At 73.3% G+C, this 17,836-nt stretch carries 12 protein-coding genes; 11 read left to right on the top strand and 1 reads right to left on the bottom strand.

Translation table 11 applies throughout. The features are described 5' to 3' along the window. The 7 genes from R4Z62_RS25630 to R4Z62_RS25600 all read left to right on the top strand — a co-directional run bounded on the left by R4Z62_RS25630 (position 1) and on the right by R4Z62_RS25600 (position 7,576). Positions 1 to 270, top strand: a complete 270-nt coding sequence (locus tag R4Z62_RS25630) for a phosphopantetheine-binding protein (protein ID WP_018564641.1) — start codon at positions 1 to 3, stop codon at positions 268 to 270. After that, positions 270 to 1,754, top strand: a complete 1,485-nt coding sequence (locus R4Z62_RS25625) for an amidohydrolase family protein (protein WP_382850900.1) — start codon at positions 270 to 272, stop codon at positions 1,752 to 1,754. Before R4Z62_RS25630 ends, R4Z62_RS25625 begins: the two co-directional genes overlap by 1 nt. Beyond that, a complete protein-coding gene (locus tag R4Z62_RS25620; protein ID WP_064535658.1) occupies positions 1,751 to 2,575 on the top strand; it encodes a 2,3-dihydro-2,3-dihydroxybenzoate dehydrogenase in 825 nt (274 codons plus the stop codon). Before R4Z62_RS25625 ends, R4Z62_RS25620 begins: the two co-directional genes overlap by 4 nt. Before the next feature lie 318 nt (positions 2,576 to 2,893). Next, the gene (locus tag R4Z62_RS25615; protein WP_491520997.1) at positions 2,894 to 3,586 is read left to right on the top strand and encodes an isochorismatase family protein; all 693 of its coding nucleotides are present in this window, start codon (positions 2,894 to 2,896) and stop codon (positions 3,584 to 3,586) included. After that, on the top strand, positions 3,583 to 5,493 hold the full coding sequence (locus R4Z62_RS25610; RefSeq protein ID WP_079159102.1) for an anthranilate synthase family protein: 1,911 nt from the start codon (positions 3,583 to 3,585) through the stop codon (positions 5,491 to 5,493). The genes R4Z62_RS25615 and R4Z62_RS25610 overlap by 4 nt, the downstream gene beginning before the upstream one ends. After that, a complete protein-coding gene (locus R4Z62_RS25605; protein ID WP_491520996.1) occupies positions 5,490 to 6,869 on the top strand; it encodes a 3-deoxy-7-phosphoheptulonate synthase in 1,380 nt (459 codons plus the stop codon). Before R4Z62_RS25610 ends, R4Z62_RS25605 begins: the two co-directional genes overlap by 4 nt. Then, on the top strand, positions 6,866 to 7,576 hold the full coding sequence (locus tag R4Z62_RS25600) for a 4'-phosphopantetheinyl transferase family protein (protein ID WP_491520995.1): 711 nt from the start codon (positions 6,866 to 6,868) through the stop codon (positions 7,574 to 7,576). The genes R4Z62_RS25605 and R4Z62_RS25600 overlap by 4 nt, the downstream gene beginning before the upstream one ends. A 141-nt stretch (positions 7,577 to 7,717) precedes the next feature. Here R4Z62_RS25600 and R4Z62_RS25595 read toward each other — a convergent pair whose 3' ends face one another. Next, positions 7,718 to 8,314 carry a TetR/AcrR family transcriptional regulator gene (locus tag R4Z62_RS25595; protein ID WP_018564648.1) on the bottom strand — a complete coding sequence of 199 codons (597 nt, stop codon included), beginning with the start codon at positions 8,312 to 8,314 and terminating at the stop codon, positions 7,718 to 7,720. 263 nt (positions 8,315 to 8,577) lie between these two features. Between R4Z62_RS25595 and R4Z62_RS25590 the strand changes: the two genes are divergently transcribed. From R4Z62_RS25590 to R4Z62_RS25575, 4 genes are all read left to right on the top strand, one after another. Next, positions 8,578 to 10,746: an MMPL family transporter gene (locus tag R4Z62_RS25590; RefSeq protein WP_355480313.1), complete on the top strand. Its 2,169-nt coding sequence runs from the start codon at positions 8,578 to 8,580 to the stop codon at positions 10,744 to 10,746. A 177-nt stretch (positions 10,747 to 10,923) separates the two neighbouring features. Next, positions 10,924 to 12,750 carry an ABC transporter ATP-binding protein gene (locus R4Z62_RS25585; protein ID WP_491520994.1) on the top strand — a complete coding sequence of 609 codons (1,827 nt, stop codon included), beginning with the start codon at positions 10,924 to 10,926 and terminating at the stop codon, positions 12,748 to 12,750. Then, on the top strand, positions 12,750 to 14,489 hold the full coding sequence (locus R4Z62_RS25580; RefSeq protein WP_382852494.1) for an ABC transporter ATP-binding protein: 1,740 nt from the start codon (positions 12,750 to 12,752) through the stop codon (positions 14,487 to 14,489). The genes R4Z62_RS25585 and R4Z62_RS25580 overlap by 1 nt, the downstream gene beginning before the upstream one ends. A gap of 523 nt (positions 14,490 to 15,012) precedes the next feature. Further along, positions 15,013 to 17,748: a helix-turn-helix transcriptional regulator gene (locus R4Z62_RS25575; protein WP_491520993.1), complete on the top strand. Its 2,736-nt coding sequence runs from the start codon at positions 15,013 to 15,015 to the stop codon at positions 17,746 to 17,748. Positions 17,749 to 17,836 lie beyond the last annotated feature (88 nt).

Genomic DNA, 17,836 nt, shown 5'->3' with positions numbered 1-17,836 from the left:
GTGGACATCACCGCATTCCCGACCGAAGACGAACTGCGCGCCACCGTCGCGCCCGTACTGGGCCTCGCGCCGGAGCGGATCGAGCCGGACGCCAGTCTGGTGCTGCTCGGGCTCAGCTCGCTGGAGATCATGCGGCTGGTCAGCCGCTGGCGCAAGGCGGGCGTCCCGGTGCAGTTCGAGGCGCTGGTCGCGGCGCCGACCCTGAGCGGCTGGCTCGCCCACTTCGACTCGCTGCGCACCTCCGCGCCGACCGCGCCCGGAGCGGCGTGATGGGGGCCCGGCTGATCACCGGCGGCACCGTCTACACCGCCGACGCCCAGGAGTCCGTGCACGCCCGCGGGGCGGTGCTGACCGTGGACGACAAGGTCGTCGCGGTGGGTCCGGCCGCCGAGGTGGAGCACGCCGTCCAGGCGCTGGACCCGGCCGTGCGCTCGGAGCTGCGCCGCCTCGACGCGAGCCGGATGATGGTGCTGCCCGGCTTCGTGAACGCCCACTGGCACGAGATGTTCGCCATGGGCTTCACCATGCGCGGCGCGCTGCGCCCGCCCTCCGACCGCGCCGACCAGGTCGCGTTCATGGGCGGCGGCGGTGACATGCACCAGATCTCCGCCACCTTCGACCGGTTCGACGGCCTCATCGAGGCGATGACCGAGGACGAGGCGCGGGCCATCGCCGAGTACTCGATGTGGATCCAGTTGCGCGGCGGTGTCACCACGCTCGGCGACATGGGCTCGCTCAACCGGCCGCTGGCCATGGTGGAGGCGGCCCGCCGCCTCGGGATGCGCTTCTCGGCGTCCACCTGGGCGAGCGACGCGGTGCTGGCGCCGGACCGGTCGCGGTTCGTGCGCACCCGGGACGCGGACACGGTGCTCGCCTCCTTCGAGGCGCTGCTCGGCGCCGTCGCCGCCGACCCCACGGGCCGCATCCGGTGCCGCCCGAACGTCTCGTACGTCACCAACATGACGGACGAGCTGGCGCGCGGCATGGCCGAACTCGTCGAGCGGCACGACCTGCCGTTCGCCACGCACGTGGGCGCGCTGCGCAACGAGGCCGACGCGATGCGCGCCTACCACGGGGAGACCGGGGTACGCCGGCTGGCGGAGGCGGGTCTCGTCGACGAGCGGCTGATGGCCGGGCACAGCGCCTTCCTGGACGACCAGGAGCAGAAGCTGATGCTCGCCGGGCGGGCGCACATCTCCCACTCCCCCGGCAAGTACGGCCCGTCGGGCGAGTCCGCGCTCACCGAGACCGGTGTCGTCCCGGCGCTGCGCCGGGCCGGTCTGGACGTGTCGCTGTCGACCGACGCGGCGGCGCTGCCGGGTGCGGGCATCGCCGAGACGATGCGCGCGGCCTGGCAGATGTACAACGAGATGAGCGCCGACCAGACCGAGGTGCTGCCCACCGACGCGCTGGCGATGGCCACCCGGATCGCGGCGAAGGGCCTGCGCTGGGACGACGCGGTCGGCAGCCTGGAGCCCGGCAAGCAGGCCGACCTGCTGCTGGTGCGCACGGACGACTGGCGCTATCTGCTCAACCCGCGGCCGCTGGAGAGCTTCCTGTGGCTCGCCGGTTCGGCGGACGTGGACACGGTGATCGTCGGCGGCCGGACCCTCGTGGAGGGCGGCCGGGGCGTGGAGGTCGACGAGGCGGCGCTGCGCGACCGCTACCTCCAGGCACTGCGCGGCTTCACCACCCGCGCCCTGCGCGTTCCCGCGGAAGCGGTCGACCCGGTACTGGCGGAGGTGGCCCGATGAGCGACACCCTCACGGCGACAGGAACAACAGGTACGGCGGGCACGGCGGGCGCCGAGTGGTCCGGCAGCGCGGTGGTCACCGGCGCGGCCGGCGGCATCGGCGCCGAGATCGCCCGCGCGCTGGCGGCGGCCGGTGTCCCGGTGGCGCTGCTGGACCGCGAGCCGGGGGCGCTGCGCGAGCTGGCGTCGGAGCTGAGCGCGGCCGGCGGCACGGTGCTGGCGGTGGCCGCCGACGTCACCGACAGCGCGGACGTGGACGCCGCCGTCGCCAAGGCGGAGGCCGAACTCGGCCCGGTCGCCTACCTGGTGAACGGTGCCGGGGTGCTGCACAGCGGCCCCGCCGAGGAGTTCTCCGACGAGGACTGGGACCACACGCTCGCGGTCAACGCGGGCGGGGTGTTCCGGGTGAGCCGTGCGGTGGCCCGGCTGATGGTTCCGCGCGGGCGCGGCTCGATCGTGACGATCGCCTCCAACGCGGCGCTCACCCCGCGCACGTCGATGGCGGCGTACGCGGCGTCCAAGGCCGCCTCGGCGATGTTCACCAAGTGCCTCGGTCTGGAGCTGGGGCGGCACGGCATCCGCTGCAACGTGGTGGCGCCCGGTTCGACGCGTACGTCGATGCTCACCGCCCTTCAGGGCGACGCGGCCGTGCGCGCCTCGGTGGACGGGGTGCCCGACGCGTACCGGGTCGGTATCCCGCTGGGCCGGATCGCCGAGCCCGCGCACATCGCCGACGCGGTGCTGTTCCTGCTGTCCGACCGGTCCGCGCACATCACGCTCCAGGACCTGACCGTGGACGGCGGCGCGGCCCTGGGCGCCTGAGGCCCGCCGCGCCGGCCGTCCCGTACCACCCCCCGGACCGGCCCCGCCACGGGCCGTGCGCCCGGACCGACTTCCCCGAGGTCCGGGCCGGGATGCGCCCGGGGCCGAATCCCCCGCGGCCCCGGGCGCACACCCCATCCCCCCGCTCCTCCCGACATCCCCTCGCTTCCCCCGACGCGCTCCCCCACGCGCATCCGCCGCCCCACCGGTACTTCAAGCACCACCGGCACCACCGGCTCACCCCCGCCGGGCCCCCGGTCACCGGGGCGCACCCGGCACCGGACGCCGGCCGTTCTCCGACCAGGAAAGGAACCAGACGTGGCGATCGCACCGATCGACCCGTATCCGATGCCACGGACCGCAGAGCTGCCGCCCAACACCGTTTCCTGGAGCGTCGACCCGCACCGGGCGGTGCTGCTGGTGCACGACATGCAGCACTACTTCCTCGCCCCGTTCCGGCACGGCGCGCAGCCGCACACCGACCTGGTCGCGAACGTGGCCCTGCTGCGCGAGCGGTGCGCCGCCGCCGGCGTCCCGGTCGTCTACTCGGCGCAGCCCGGCGACATGACCCCCGCCCAGCGCGGTCTGCTGGCGGACTTCTGGGGCGCGGGCATGTCCGCGGACCCCGAGGACCGGGGCATCCCCGAGGTCCTGGCACCCGGCGAGCGGGACACCGTCCTGGTGAAGTGGCGGGCCAGCGCCTTCCACCGCACCCCGCTCCTCGAACTCCTGCGCGAGCAGGGCCGTGACCAGCTGATCATCTGCGGTGTCTACGCGCAGGTGGGCATCCTGCTGACCGCGTGCGACGCGTTCGCGCACGACATCCAGCCGTTCGTGGTCGCCGACGCGGTCGCCGACTTCACCCCGGACCGCCACCGGATGGCGCTGGAGTACGCCGCCTCCCGGTGCGCCGTGGTGGCACAGACCGGGACGGTGCTGAGCGGACTGGCGGCCCCGGCCGCCGCCTTCGCCGGCGAATTCGCGGGAGATCCCGTGGGAGGCCCCTCATGACACCCCCGTACCGGCCCGGGTCCGCGCCCGAGCCGCCGTCCCTGACGGAACTGGCCGAGGGCGGGCAGCCGTTCGCGGTGCTGCACCGGCCGGAGAGCGGCACAGCCGGCCAGGTGGACGTGCTGGTCGGCGACTTCGGCGTGGTCGCGGGGACGGCGGACCTGCCGGTTCCCGAGTCCGGCGAGCCGGGCCGCCACGAGGTGCTGGCCGTGCTGCCCTACCGGGTGATCGGCGAGCGCGGCTACGACCACCACAACGACGGCGAGCCGCTGCTGGTGATGCCGGTGCGCGCGCAGTCGCAACTGCCGGTGGACGAGGTGCTGGACACCGTTCTGGCCTGGCCGTTCGTCACCGGCGAGGGCCGTTTCGACCTCGACGACGAGGAGTACGGCGACCTGGTGCGCCGGGTCCTGGACGAGGAGATCGGGCACGGCTCCGGCGCGAACTTCGTGCTCAAGCGGACCTTCGTCACCGAGGTCCCGGACTGGTCGGCGCGGACCGCCCTGGCGTTCTGGGGGCGGCTGCTGCGCGGCGAGCCCGGCGCGTACTGGACGTTCCTCATCCACACCGGCAGGCGCACCTTCATCGGGGCCAGCCCGGAGCGCCATGTCAGCCTCGACGACGGCGTGGCCGTGATGACGCCGATCAGCGGCACCCACCGCTATCCGGCGGGCGGTCCCGATGCCGGCTCGGTGCTGGACTTCCTCGCCGACGGCAAGGAGACCAACGAGCTGTACATGGTGCTGGACGAGGAACTGAAGATGATGAGCCGCGTGTGCGACGACGCGCACGTGGTCGGGCCGCTGCTGAAGGAGATGGCCCACCTCGCCCACACCGAGTACCGCATCGTCGGGCACAGCGGCCGGGACGTGCGGGAGATCCTGCGCGAGACGCTGCTGGCCCCGACGGTGACCGGCAGCCCGCTGGAGAGCGCCTCCCAGGTGATCGCCAAGTTCGAGCCGGACGCCCGGGGCTACTACGCCGGGGTGGCCGCGCTGATCGGCCGCGACGAGGCGGGCCGGCGGCGGATGGACTCGGCCATCATGATCAGGACGGCGGACGTCGACGCGGCGGGCCGGGTCCGGATCGGGGTCGGCGCCACGCTGGTGCGCGACTCCGACCCCGCCCGGGAGGCCGCCGAGACCTCGGCGAAGGCCGCGGGGCTGCTCGACGCGCTGCGCCGGGTCGCCGACCGGCGCGCGCCCGCGGGACTCGGCGCGGACCCCCGGGTGCGGGCGGCGCTGGCCGCGCGCAACGCGCCGCTGTCGCGCTTCTGGCTGGCCCCGCCGCCCGCCGGGTCCGCCACGCGCGGCAGGATCCTCGTCATCGACGCCGAGGACACCTTCACCGCGATGGGCGCGCTGCAACTGCGCAGTCTCGGCTACGACGTGACGATCCGCCGCTACGACGAGCCGTACCGGCTCACCGGCCACGACCTGGTCCTGCTGGGCCCCGGGCCGGGCGACCCGCGCGAGGTGAACCACGCCAAGATCGCCCATCTGCGGGCGGTCACCGGCAGCCTCCTCAACCTGCGGATCCCGTTCGTCTCGGTGTGCCTGAGCCACCAGGTGCTCGCCTCGCTGCTCGGCCTGGAACTGCGCAGGCTGCACCGCCCGAACCAGGGGGTGCGGCGCACGATCGACCTGTTCGGCGCCGAGCAGCCGGTGTACTTCTACAACACGTTCGCCGCGTACAGCGACAGCGCGCTGCTGGACAGCCCGCACGCGCCCGGTCTGGTCGAGGTCGCCCGCGACCCGGCGAGCGGCGAGGTGCACGCGCTGCGCGGGCCGGGCTTCACCTCGGTGCAGTTCCATCCCGAGTCCGTGATGACCCTGCACGGCGCGGCCATTTTGGACGACCTGGTCACCGGTGCCCTCGCACCTCACCGAGCGGAGCTGACGGCGTGACTTCCCTGCTCGATCCGCCCGCCGCGCACGCGGCGCAGACCAGCTGGCGCCGGCTGCCCGCCGGGCAGCAGCCGTCCTGGTCGGACGCCGCCGCGCTGGACGCGGCGGTCACCGCCCTCGCGTCCGCCCTGCCGCTGGTGACGGCCCGCGAGTGCGATCTGCTCCGGGCCCGGCTCGCCGCCGTGGCGCGCGGGGAGGCGTTCCTGGTCCAGGGCGGCGACTGCGCCGAGGAGTTGGACGCCGTGAACGCGGCGTCCATCGGCCGGACCGCCGGCACCCTCCAGCAACTGGCCGCCGTCCTCGGGTACGCGCGCTCGCTGCCCGTGGTGACGCTGGCCCGGATGGCCGGGCAGTACGCCAAGCCGCGCTCGTCGCCCACCGAGGTGCGCGGCGGCGTGGAGCTGCCGGTGTACCGGGGCGACGCGGTCAACGGGCACGCCTTCACGGCCGCCGCCCGCACCCCCGACCCGCACCGGCTGGTGCGCGTCCACCACACCTCCGCCGCCACCTTGAACCTGGTCCGGGCCTACGGCGCAGGTGAGCACGCCGGGCCCGGCCAGGTGCTGGCGGCGCTGCGGGAGTTCACCGACTCCTCGCCCGAGCGGGACCGCTACGAGGCGCTCACCGCCGAGATCGAGCGGGCGGGCGGCTTCACCGGCACCGGCGACGGCTGGCACACCCCCGGCGAGCTGTTCATGTCGCACGAGGGGCTGCTGCTGGACTACGAGTCGGCGCTGGTCCGCCTGGACCCGGCCACCGGCGGGGCGTACGCCACCTCGGGGCACCTGCTGTGGATCGGGGAGCGCACGCGCCGCCTGGACGGGGCGCACGTGGAGTTCTTCTCCCGGATCAGCAACCCGGTCGCCGTCAAGATCGGGCCGTCCATCGGGACGGACGAACTGCTGCGGCTGATCGGCCGGCTGTCGCCCGAGGGCGAGCCGGGCCGGCTCACCCTGGTGGTCCGGATGGGCGCCGGGAAGATCCGGGACGTGCTGCCGGGCCTGGTCGAGCGGGTCACCGCCGAGGGGCTGCCGGTGGCCTGGGTGTCGGACCCGATGCACGGCAACACGATCAGCGCGCCCAGCGGGCACAAGACCCGCCGGTTCGACGACGTGCTCGACGAACTGGCCGGGTTCTTCGAGGTGCTGACCGGTCTCGGCGCCCATCCCGGCGGTGTCCACCTGGAGCTGACCGGCGACGACGTGACGGAGTGCGTCGGCGGCGGCGACGGGATCGGCTTCGACGATCTGCCCGCTCGCTACCGGTCGGTGTGCGACCCGCGGCTCAACCGCGGCCAGGCGCTGGATTTGGCCTACCGGCTCGCCGAACTCCTCGACAGCGCCCGCCCGTCCGGGGCGGTCCGGGAGAGCCGGTGACGACGGAGGTGTGGCTGCTGCCCGAGCCCGCCGCGGCGTCCTTCGTCGCCGGGCTCGGCGGCGATCGGCTGCTCGACGCGACGGAACGCGGCCGCCTGGCCCGGATGCTGACCCCGCGCCAGCGGGGCCACTTCCTGGCCGGGCGGCTGCTGTGCCGGCACGCGCTCAGCGAACGCACCGGGCATCCGGTCGACGGCTGGCGGTTCCCGGTGAACGCGTACGGGCGGCCCGAGCCGTGGCCCGAGCGGTACGGGGTGCGGTTCAGCATCTCGCACACCGACGGGCTCGTGGTCTGCGCCGTGACGGACGGACCGGCGTGCGGGGTGGACGTGGAGGGCCCGCTCTCCGTGGAGTCGGCGGCCCGCGTCGCCCGCTTCCTCGCCCCCTCCGAGCAGGCGGAGCTGGCCGCCCTGCCCGCCGCGGAGCGGCCCGAGCGCACCCGGGAGCTCTGGGTGCTCAAGGAGGCGTACCTCAAGGGGCTGGGCACCGGCGTCCGCCGCGACCTCGACACCTTCACCTTCACCCCGCGCGGCACGGCTCCCCCGCGCGTGCGCGACCCCCTGCACGACACCACCTTCACCTGGCACTTCAGTCTGTTGCGGCCCACCGCGGAGCACACCGTGGCCCTCGCCGTGGAGACGCCAGGGCCCGAGCCGGCGCGGCTGCGGCTGCTGAGCCCGGCGGAGGCGTCCGGCACCGGCGCCTGAGCCGGGCACCGGCCCCCCGGAGCCGTACGCCCCACGGGTCCGAGGGGCCGCTGTCATGCCCGCGAAGGGGTGCGCGGCCGGAGCGGTACGATTCCCGCCCGCACACGCCCCCTTACGCCCCGCGCCTCGCCCGCGCGCCCCTCAGACGGCCCGCCAGCCGGTCACCACGGCGTCCAGCATCCGCTCGTAGGAGTCGGCGATGGGCAGGCCGGGCGGCTCGTTGCCGGACAGCTCCAGGGAGACCAGGCCGTGGGCGGTGGCCCAGCACGCCAGGGCCACGACCTCGGGTTCCAGCGCTTCGGTGAACTGCCCCGCCCGCTGTCCGCGGCGCACCGCGTCGACCAGCGGCTGGTACATCTCCAGCATCTCGCGCTGCCCCTCGGGGGCGGGCTCGAACTGGGCGAGGCTCTCCAGGAAGAGGATCGCGTACAGGTGCGGGTTCGCGAGCGCGTAGGCGCGGTAGGCGATGCCGAGGCGGATCACGTCGCGCGCCGGGTCGTCGGTGGAGGGCACACCGGCCAGCCGCACCACGAAGAGCCGGGCGGCCTCCTCGTAGAGGCTGGCCAGCAGCCCTGCCTTGTTGCCGAACAGCGAGTAGACCGCCGTGGTCGAGGTCTTCACGTCCGCCGCGAGCTGTCGAAGGCTCAGCGCCGCGGTGCCCCGGTCGAACACCGTGGCGGCCGCGCGGTTGATGAGCCGCTGCCGGAGCGCTTCGTCATGTGTCTTGAGCCTGGCCATTGTCCCACCGTATTGCAACAGCGTTATGAATGGCCCCTGACATCACGTCAGTCTCGTGTCAGGACCGGCCATCCCCTCAGGCGCAAGCCCCTGTGAAGAAGTTTTTTCCAGCGAACCCGCAGGTCACGAGGGGTGTCCTGGGGCCCTTCCGGTTAGACAGTGTGCAAGAGCCCTGGAAGGGGCATTCAAAACGCTGTTACGGTTGGCGCGGCGCCGGACCCTGGCAGGCCTGCGGCGCCCGCCTACTACCCCTAGGGAGAACCATGTTCGAGGCGCTGGGGCGATTCCTCTTCCGCAGGCGCAAACCGCTCCTTGTCCTGACGTTGCTGTTCGCCGTCCTGTCCGGTGCCTACGGCGTCGGCGTCTTCGGCGACATGAAACCCGGCGGGTTCGAGGACCCCGGGTCCGACAGCCGCAAGGCGGCCCAGATCGCCGAGCGGGCGTTCCCGCAGCGGGCGCCGGACGCCGTGGTCGTCTACCGCGACAAGACCCGCACGGTCGACGACCCCGCCTTCCAGAAGTCGGTCAGCGAGACGGTGCAGGCCCTGCCGAAGTCCTCGGTCAGCGGCTACTCCACCTTCTGGATGACCAAGATGCCGGCGCAGGTCAGCCACGACCGGCACGCCACCTATGTGGCGATCAACCTCCAGGGCTCCGACGACAACGCCAAGGAGGTCTCGTACAAGGCGATCAAGGACAAGCTCGCGGCGCCGGGCCTGGAGACCCTGCGCGGCGGTCCGGTCCCCACGGGGCACCAGGCCAGTGACGAGATCGGCAAGGACCTCGGCCTGGCGGAGGGCCTGTCCTTCCCGGTGCTCTTCATCCTGCTGGTGATCGTCTTCGGCGGTCTGGCCGCGGCCAGCCTTCCGCTGTTCGTCGGCGGTCTGTCCATCCTGGGCTCGATGGCGGTGCTGCGGGTCATCGCGCAGCTCACCGACGTGTCGGTGTTCGCGATGAGCCTGGTGACGATCCTCGGTCTCGCGGTCGCCATCGACTACGGACTGCTGATCGTGAGCCGCTACCGCGAGGAGCTGGAGCGCGGCCATACCGGCGAGCAGGCGCTGTCCCGCACGGTCGCCACGGCCGGGCGCACGGTGGTGGTCTCCGGCACCACGGTCGCGGTGGCACTGGCCGGCATGACGTTCTTCCCGTTCGGCTTCCTGAAGTCCATGGCCTACGGCGGTGTGGCCGCGGTCGTGCTGTCCGTCTTCTTCTCGCTGATCGCCCTGCCCGCGGTGCTGGGCGTGCTGGGCGCCAGGGTCAACGCCCTGGCGCTGCGCCGGAACAAGGCGCCGCGCAAGGACGGCCAGGGCGGCTGGTACCGCCTGGCGCAGGGCCTGATGCGGCGTCCGGCGATCGTGGCGGTGGGCACGCTGGCCGTGCTGCTGGCGCTCGCGGTGCCCTTCACCCGGGTCGAGTTCGGCGCCAACGACGCCCGCCAGCTGCCCAACAGCGCCGAGGGGCGGCAGGTCGGCAACGCCCTGGACCGCGACTTCGACAGCGACGCCACCAAGTCCATCGACTCGCTGCTGGTGCTGAAGGGGGACGCCACCTCCCCCCAGCAGGGTGCCGCGCTCAAGTCCTACGCCAACCGGCTGGCCGCCACCAAGGGCGCGACCGGCGCGCAGATCAGCGGCGCCACCGGCACGAACGCGCGGATCTCGGTCACCTTCGACGGGCCCGCGGTCTCCACCCCGGCGCGCGACCTGGTGAACCGGCTCAAGGCGGTGCCGCCGCCGCCCGGCGCCCAGGCGTACTTCGGCGGTGAGACGGCGGTCTTCGACGACACGCTGGACGCGCTCGGCGAGACGCTGCCGTGGATGCTGCTGTACATCGCGGTGGCGACCTATCTGCTGCTGTTCCTGGCGTTCGGCTCGCTGCTGCTGCCGCTCAAGGCCATCGTCATGAACCTGCTGTCGCTGTCGGCGACCTTCGGTGTGCTGGTGTGGGTCTTCCAGGACGGCCATCTGGAGGGCCTGATCCGCTTCGACTCGACCGGCAACATCGAGCCGAACATGCCGATCATGCTGTTCGCGCTGATCTTCGGCCTCTCCATGGACTACGAGGTCTTCCTGGTCTCCCGCATCCGCGAGCAGTACGACCTGCTGGGCGACAGCACCGCCGCCGTGGCGTCCGGGCTCCAGAAGATCGGCCGGCTGATCGTGAACGCGGCGCTGCTGATGTGCGTGCCGCTCGCGGCGATCGCGACCAGCGGGGTGCTCACCATGAAGCTGTTCGGCGTCGGCATGGTGTTCGCGATCCTCGCCGACGTGGCGATCGTGCGCATCCTGCTCGTGCCCGCGGCGATGAAGCTGATGGGCCGGGCCGCCTGGTGGGCCCCCGGGCCGCTGGCCAGGTTCTACAGCAAGTACGGCATCAAGGAGTCCGACGAGGCTCCGGAGGTCAAGCAGCCGGTGCCCGTCGCGGGCTGACGCCCCTCCCGGCGCCGAAGTGCCTTGGTCTCCAAGGCACTTCGGCGCCACTGTTCATCTCCCGCTCACCTTCGGGCACCCTTGCGCGCTTGACATGAAACGCCGGTGGGCGGGTACAGTCGTCCCGGCGTTAGACAGCGTCTAACAGCCGTCCAATCGAAGCGCTTGGAGGCCCGCATGCCCGCGGGAAAGACCGCACTCGGCGCGATTCTCGGCCCGGTCAGGGGAAAGCTGCGCTGGGCGATCGCCGCCCAGGCCGTCTCGGCCGCCGCCGGCGTGGTGCCGTTCATCGCCGTCGCCGAACTGGGCCGGGTGCTGCTCGGCGACGGGGACGACCGCACCGACCGCGCCTGGACGGTCACCGCGATCGGCGCGGGAGCGCTGCTGGTCCGGCTGATCGTCGCGCTCGTGGCCGGCGGGATCTCCCATCTCGCCGACAACGACCTTCAGTTCCACATCCGGCGCAGGCTCGTCGACCGGCTCGGCCGGGTGCCGCTCGGCTGGTTCTCGTCCCGCAACTCCGGCCAGGTCAAACAGGCCGTGCAGGACGACGTCGACGCGATGCACCATCTGATCGCCCACTCGCTGCTGGACATCACCACGGCCACGGTCGTCCCGGCCGCCTCCCTGGCGTATCTGTTCTGGGTGGACTGGCGGATGACCCTGGTGGTGATCGCGCCGCTGCTCATCGGTCTGACGCTGTACAGCGCCACCATGGCGGGCCTGGCGAAGAACCTGCCCGAGTACGACCGGGCGATGGGCCGCATCAACGGCAGCGCGGTGGAGTTCGTGCAGGGCATCGCCGTCGTGAAGACCTTCGGCCAGGCCCGCCGCGCGCACCGCGAGTTCAGCGAGGCCGCCGACGACTTCTCGGAGTTCTTCCTGAAGTGGGTGCGCTCCACCCAGTACTCCAAGGCGGCGGCCGAGATCGTGCTGTCCCCGATCGCGGTGCTGGTGGCCACCCTGGCGGGCGGCGCCCTCTTCGTGACGCGGGGCTGGCTCGACGCCGTGGACCTGCTGCCGTTCGCCCTGCTCGGCATCGGCCTGACCGCGCCGGTGCTGTCCCTGTTCTACGCCGGGTACGAACTGCGCGTGGCCCGCGGCGCGGCCGACCGGGTCGCGGGCATCCTGGACACCCCCGAACTCCCGGTGCCCGAGGCGCCCAGGAGCCCCGAGGGCGACCGGGTCGTCTACCGGGACGTGCGCTTCTCCTACGACGGCGAGCAGGACGCGCTGTCCGGGATCGACCTGGAGCTGGCGCCGGGCACCGTCACCGCGCTGGTCGGGCCCTCCGGTTCCGGCAAGAGCACGCTGGCGGCGCTGCTGCCCCGGTTCTGGGACGTCACCGGCGGCTCGGTCAGCGTCGGCGGCGTCGACATCCGGGACATGGCCCTCGACGACCTCTACGGCCGGGTCGCGTTCGTCTTCCAGGACGTGCGCCTGAGCCAGGACACCATTGCGGCCAACATCCGCATGGGCCGCCCGGACGCCGGAGCGGACGAGGTCCGCGCCGCCGCCCGCGCGGCCTGCGTGGACGACGTCATCGAGGCGCTGCCGCGCGGCTACGACTCCGTGATCGGCGAGGACGCGCGGCTCTCCGGCGGCCAGGCGCAGCGGGTGTCCGTGGCGCGGGCGCTGCTCGCCGACGCCCCGGTGATCGTGCTGGACGAGGCCGCCGCGCACGCCGACCCGCACTCCGAGGCCGCCGTGCAGGACGCGCTCTCGGAGCTGACCCGGGGCCGGATCGTGCTGATGATCGCGCACCGACTGTCCAGCGTCGTCGACGCCGACCAGATCGTGGTGCTGGACGAGGGCCGGATCGTCGAGCGCGGCCGGCACGCGGAACTGGTCGCGGCCGGCGGCCGCTACGCCCGGATGTGGCAGGCCCATGAACGTACGGCCCGCTGGCGCCCGCACGGACCGGGACCGGTGCCCCGGGAACCGGCCGCGGAGCCGGCGGCGGATGTCACGGCGGACGTCGCCGCGACCGGAGGAGTGAGCTGATGATCCGTCGACTCCTGGAGGTGCTGGGGCCCGAGCACGCGCGCCCGGTGCGCCGGATGCTGGTCGCGCTGGTGACGGGCGCGGTGCTCCAGGGCATCGCCTTCGCCCTGCTGGTGCCCGTGCTGGAGGCGCTGTTCGGCTCCGACCCGGACGAGGTCTGGCCGTGGCTGTGGACGCTGGTCGCGGTGGCCGTGCTGTACTGCGCGGTCTACTACTGGAGCCTGCTGGCGGGCTTCGAGGCCGGTGCCGGCCTGGCCAGGAGCCTGCGCCATCGGATCGGCGACCGGGTGGCCGAACTGCCGCTCGGCTGGTTCGCGCCGGAGCGGGTGGGCCAGCTCGGCCAGCTCACCACGAAGAGCGTCATGGACATCATGGGCGTACCGGCGCATCTGCTGCGGCCCCTGGTGACCAGCTTCGTGACGCCCGCGACCGTGACCGTGCTGATGTACCTGTTCGACTGGCGGCTCGCGCTGGCCGCCACGCTCACCGTGCCGGTCATCGTCCTGGTGTACCGGTGGAGCACCGCGCTGAGCCGGCAGGCGGACCGGGAGCGTACGGCGGCGCGGGCCGTGACCGGCGGCCGGGTGGTGGAGTTCGCGCAGCTCCAGCCGGTGCTGCGGGTGTTCGGCCGGGGCGAGGCCCGCTCGGGGGCCCGGCTCGGCGAGGCGCTGCGCACCCAGCGCGAGGCGTCGCGCCGGGTGCTGGTCACCGGGGTGCCCGGACTGATCGGCTTCAGCCTGGTGATCCAGGCCGCGTTCACCGCGGTTCTGCTGACCGGCACCTATCTGGCGCTGCACGGCGGTCTGGACGCGGCGAAGCTGCTGGCGCTGCTGGTCCTCGCGGTGCGGTTCACCGAGCCGATCGCCGAGACCGCGATCCTCGGTTCGACGCTGGGCACGGCGCGCTCCGCGCTGGCCCAGGTCGCCGACCTGCTGGCGCAGCCCACGCTGCCGGCGCCGGTCTCGCCGCGCGTCCCCGAGGGCAACCGGGTCGAGTTCGACGACGTCACCTTCGGCTACGACGACGGCAGGCCGGTGCTCTCCGGGGTGTCGCTGACGCTGGCCGAGGGCACGATGACCGCGCTCGTCGGCCCGTCCGGCTCCGGCAAGACCACGGTGAGCAAGCTCGTCCCCCGGTTCTGGGACGTGGACGGCGGCGCGGTCCGGGTGGGCGGCGTGGACGTCCGGGAGATCGACCCGGAGGTGCTGATGTCGCGCGTCTCGGCGGTCTTCCAGGACGTGTACCTCTTCGAGGGCACCATCGCGGACAACATCCGGGTCGGGCGTCCCACGGCGACCGACGCGGAGGTCCGCGAGGCGGCCCGGCTCGCCCGGGTGGAGGAGATCGTGCACCGGCTGCCGGACGGCTGGGACGCCCGGGTCGGTGAGGGCGGCGCGCTGCTGTCCGGCGGTGAGCGGCAGCGGGTGTCGATCGCCCGCGCCATCCTGAAGGACGCACCGATCGTACTGCTCGACGAGGCGACCGCCTCGCTCGACCCGGAGAACGAGCAGGCGGTGCAGGACGCGCTGAGCGCGCTGACCGCCGGCCGCACCCTGCTGGTGATCGCCCACCGGCTGCGGACGGTCGCCGCCGCCGACCAGATCCTGTTCCTCGACGAGGGCCGGATCGTGGAACGCGGCACACACGACGAACTCGTCACAGCGGACGGCCGGTACGCGTCGTTCTGGGCCCGGCGCAGCCGGGCACGCGACTGGAGTCTGGCCGGACAGAATTCTTGACGCAAGGCCGATGAGGGCCTCCGCCGGGTAATCCCGGGGAGGCCCTTCGGCGATCCTGGAACATGGAATAAAACCAGCCGGTCCGCTTTATTCATAGCGCCGCCGAAGCGATGTCAGAATTGCCGGTGAGAGCTGCCGCTTACTCGCGAGTTCACCGCACAGCCCAGGCCCCCACCTGGGCATTTAACTTTTTTACTCAATGTTCCGGGAATACAGATTGACCTACGAGCTGCCGGTCTATACTGGCCAAAGTCCAGCGAACGACCCGCTTGGAACATCTCGGCCTGACGGGATGCGACCGGTTCATGGGCACCCCCGGAAAGCTTCCCGGAGGACCGCCTTCACCTCGAATTGATCAAGTGTTCAAATATTCAGGGGAGAACCAAGGCGGCGCGTTCAGGACACGCATGGCAAGATGGCCGAAATCATTCGACCGCGGGGGCGTAAAAAGATGTCAACGAGTGATTCCTTCGACTGGCCGATAACTGCGCGAGACACCGAACTGCGCACCCTCCGGAACGCCGTGCAGCGCCGTGGCGGCGCGCTGCTCGTCGGTCCGCTGGGCGTCGGCAAGAGCGTTCTGCTGGCCACCGCGCTGCGCCGGGCCGCCGACGAGGGCCGCACGGTCCTGAGCGTCGGCGGCGCCGGCTGGAGCAGTGGCACCCGGATCCGGGGCTTCGGCACACTGACCGAGTGCCTGGAGGCCGTACGGCCGGCCGCGGCGGACGGCACCGCCGCCGACCGGCCCCTCGTCGCCGTCGACGACGTGCACCTGCTGGACACCGCCGTCAGCGTCCGGCTGCACAGCCTGGTCGCCGCGGGGCGCCTCAGCGTCCTGGCCGCGGCCCGCCAGGACGCGCCCACCCCGACCGGCATCGACAAGCTCTGGGTGGAACGGCTCGTCGAGCACGTCGAGGTGGCGCCCTTCGACCGCACCGCGATGGACACCGTGCTGCGCGCCCGGCTCGGCGGCCACACCGACACCGCCACACTGGAACGGCTGTGGGCGGCCACGCACGGCAACGCGCTGATGCTCCGCGAACTCGTCGAACACGCGCTGGAGGACGGCTCCCTGACGTGTGTGGACGGCACCTGGCGCTGGCCCGGCCTGACCCGCCGGCCCGGCAAACGGCTCTCGGACGTCATCCGCGTCGGCCTGCGCGACCTCAGCCACGAGGAGCACGAACTGGTCCAGATGCTCGCCGTCGCCGAACCGCTGGAGGCGGAGATCGTCGCCGCGGCCGGCCTCTCCCGCGCGGCCGAGGCGCTCGACCTGCGCCGCATCGTCACCGTCGAGCGCAGCCGCTCCCGGGTCCGGCTGCGGCTGGCCGTCCCGCTCAGCCGGGTCGTCATCGCCTCCCGGATGTCCGACCTGACCGCCGCCCGGCTGCGCCGCGAGGTCGCCGACTCCCTGGAGCGCACGGGCGCGCGCCGGGAGGACGACGTCCTGCGCATCGTCACCCTGCGCACCGAGGCCGGGCTCGTCCCCGAGCGCGAGCAGCTGCTCGGTGCGGCCCGGATCGCCCTCAGGCGGCGGGAGTTCCCGCTCGCGGAGCGCCTGTGCCTGCTCGCCCTCCAGGAGGAGGCCGGCGACCTGGACACGCCCGCGCTGCACGGTCCGGTCCCGGACTCGGCGCTCTTCGGAGCCGATCTGCGCCGTCTGGTTACGCGCGTAGTGCGGGACCCGGAGCAGGCCGTGCCCCGGGTCCGCGCGGCCCTGCTGCTCGGCCAGGTGCTCGTCGGCAGGGACCGGCCCGCCGAGGCGGAGACGGTGCTGAAGGCGGCGCTGGAGTCCGGGGTGGCGGTCCCGCTCGACGAGTACGTCGGCGCCGTGCACACCCGCGTGACCAACCTGGCCTGGAGCCTGCGGCGGGTCCAGGAGGCCGGGGAGCTGCTGGACCGCACCGTCGCCGAGGTCGGCGCGGACCGGGCCGGGCTGCTGCACGGCACCCGGGTGCTGATCGCCGTGATGTCGGACCGGCTCCAGGAGGCGGTCGCCCTCGGCGACACCGCGCTCGACGCGACGGCGCCCGACCTGCCCCTGGCCCAGTCGGTGGTGCCGACCGTGGCCTTCGCCCGCAGTGAACTGGGCGACCCGGCGGGCGCGCTGAACCTGCTGAACCGCTACCGCGACGTGTGCGACGAGTGGGACACCGACGCCCAGCTCCTCGCCAACTCCGTCTCGGCCCGCTGCTCCTCCCTGCTGGGCCACCTCAGGAGCGCCGCCGAGGCGCTCGACGCGGTGCACCGCTACGACCCGGGGCACGGCCGACCCGTCCTGCTCCAGGCGCTGCTCGACCGCTGCCGGCTGCTGCGGATGCTGGGGCAGTCCGAGCAGGCCGTCGCGCTGCTGCGCGGGGCGATCGCCTCCGAGGCCGCCCACGAGTACCCGGTGACCAGCGCCTGGCCGCTGGCCCAGCTCGCGGGGGCGCTGGCCGAGTCGGGCAACCACTCGGAGGCGCTGCGCACCCTGGTCGAGGTCCGCGCGCTGCGCGGCGAGGTGCTGGGCTTCCCCATCAGCGAGGACGAGATCGCCTACGAGAGCGCTCTCGTGCTCGCCTACACCGGGGACCACTCCAGCGCCGCCGCCCAGGCCGTGGCCCTGGCCGAGCGGGCCGGCGCGGCCGGACGCACGGTCCGCGCCACCAACGCGCTGCTGCTGGCCGCCCGGGTCACCGAGGGCGCCGCGGTCCGCTTCCCGCACCGGGCGCTGCTGCGGGCGGCCCGGACCGCGGGCGGGCTGACCCGGGTGCTGGCCGACTACGCCGAGGCGCTGGCCGACGGCGACGGCGCCGCGCTCACCGACGTCTGCGACCGCCTGGTGGAGATGGGGGCGCTGCCGCTGGCCGGGGAGGCCGCCGCCCAGGCCGCGCGGGCGTTCCGCGCCTCCGGACAGCACCGCAAGGGCCGCGAGGCCCAGGCCGCCTGCCGGGAGCTGCTGCCCGGCTCCGGTGTGGCGCTGCCGCCGTGGGTGGAGGCGGACACCCGCCCCGAGCGCGACTCGGCCTCGCTCACACCCCGGGAGCGGGAGGTCGCCGTACTGGCGGCGACCGGGATGTCCAACCGCGACATCGCGGACCGGCTGGTGGTGTCGGTGCGCACCGTGGAGAACCATCTGCACCGCATCTACCACAAGCTCGGCATCACCGCCCGCAACGACCTCCAGCGCGGCCTGGACAAGCTGATCGGCCGCCCGCGGGAGACCAACCGCATGGCACCGCTGCGGCTGTACGAGGGCGGCTCCGAGCACGTGGCGTAGGCGCGTACGGCAGCGCGTACGCCGACGACACGTACGGCAGGCGCACACGGCGGTGCCCCGCGAGGACGGCTCTCGCGGGGCACCGCCG

The sequence above is a fragment of the Streptomyces sp. PL-25 genome (assembly GCF_058344915.1).
The sequence above is the reverse complement of the archived record's forward strand: the minus strand, read 5'-3'. Positions and strand labels throughout refer to the sequence as shown.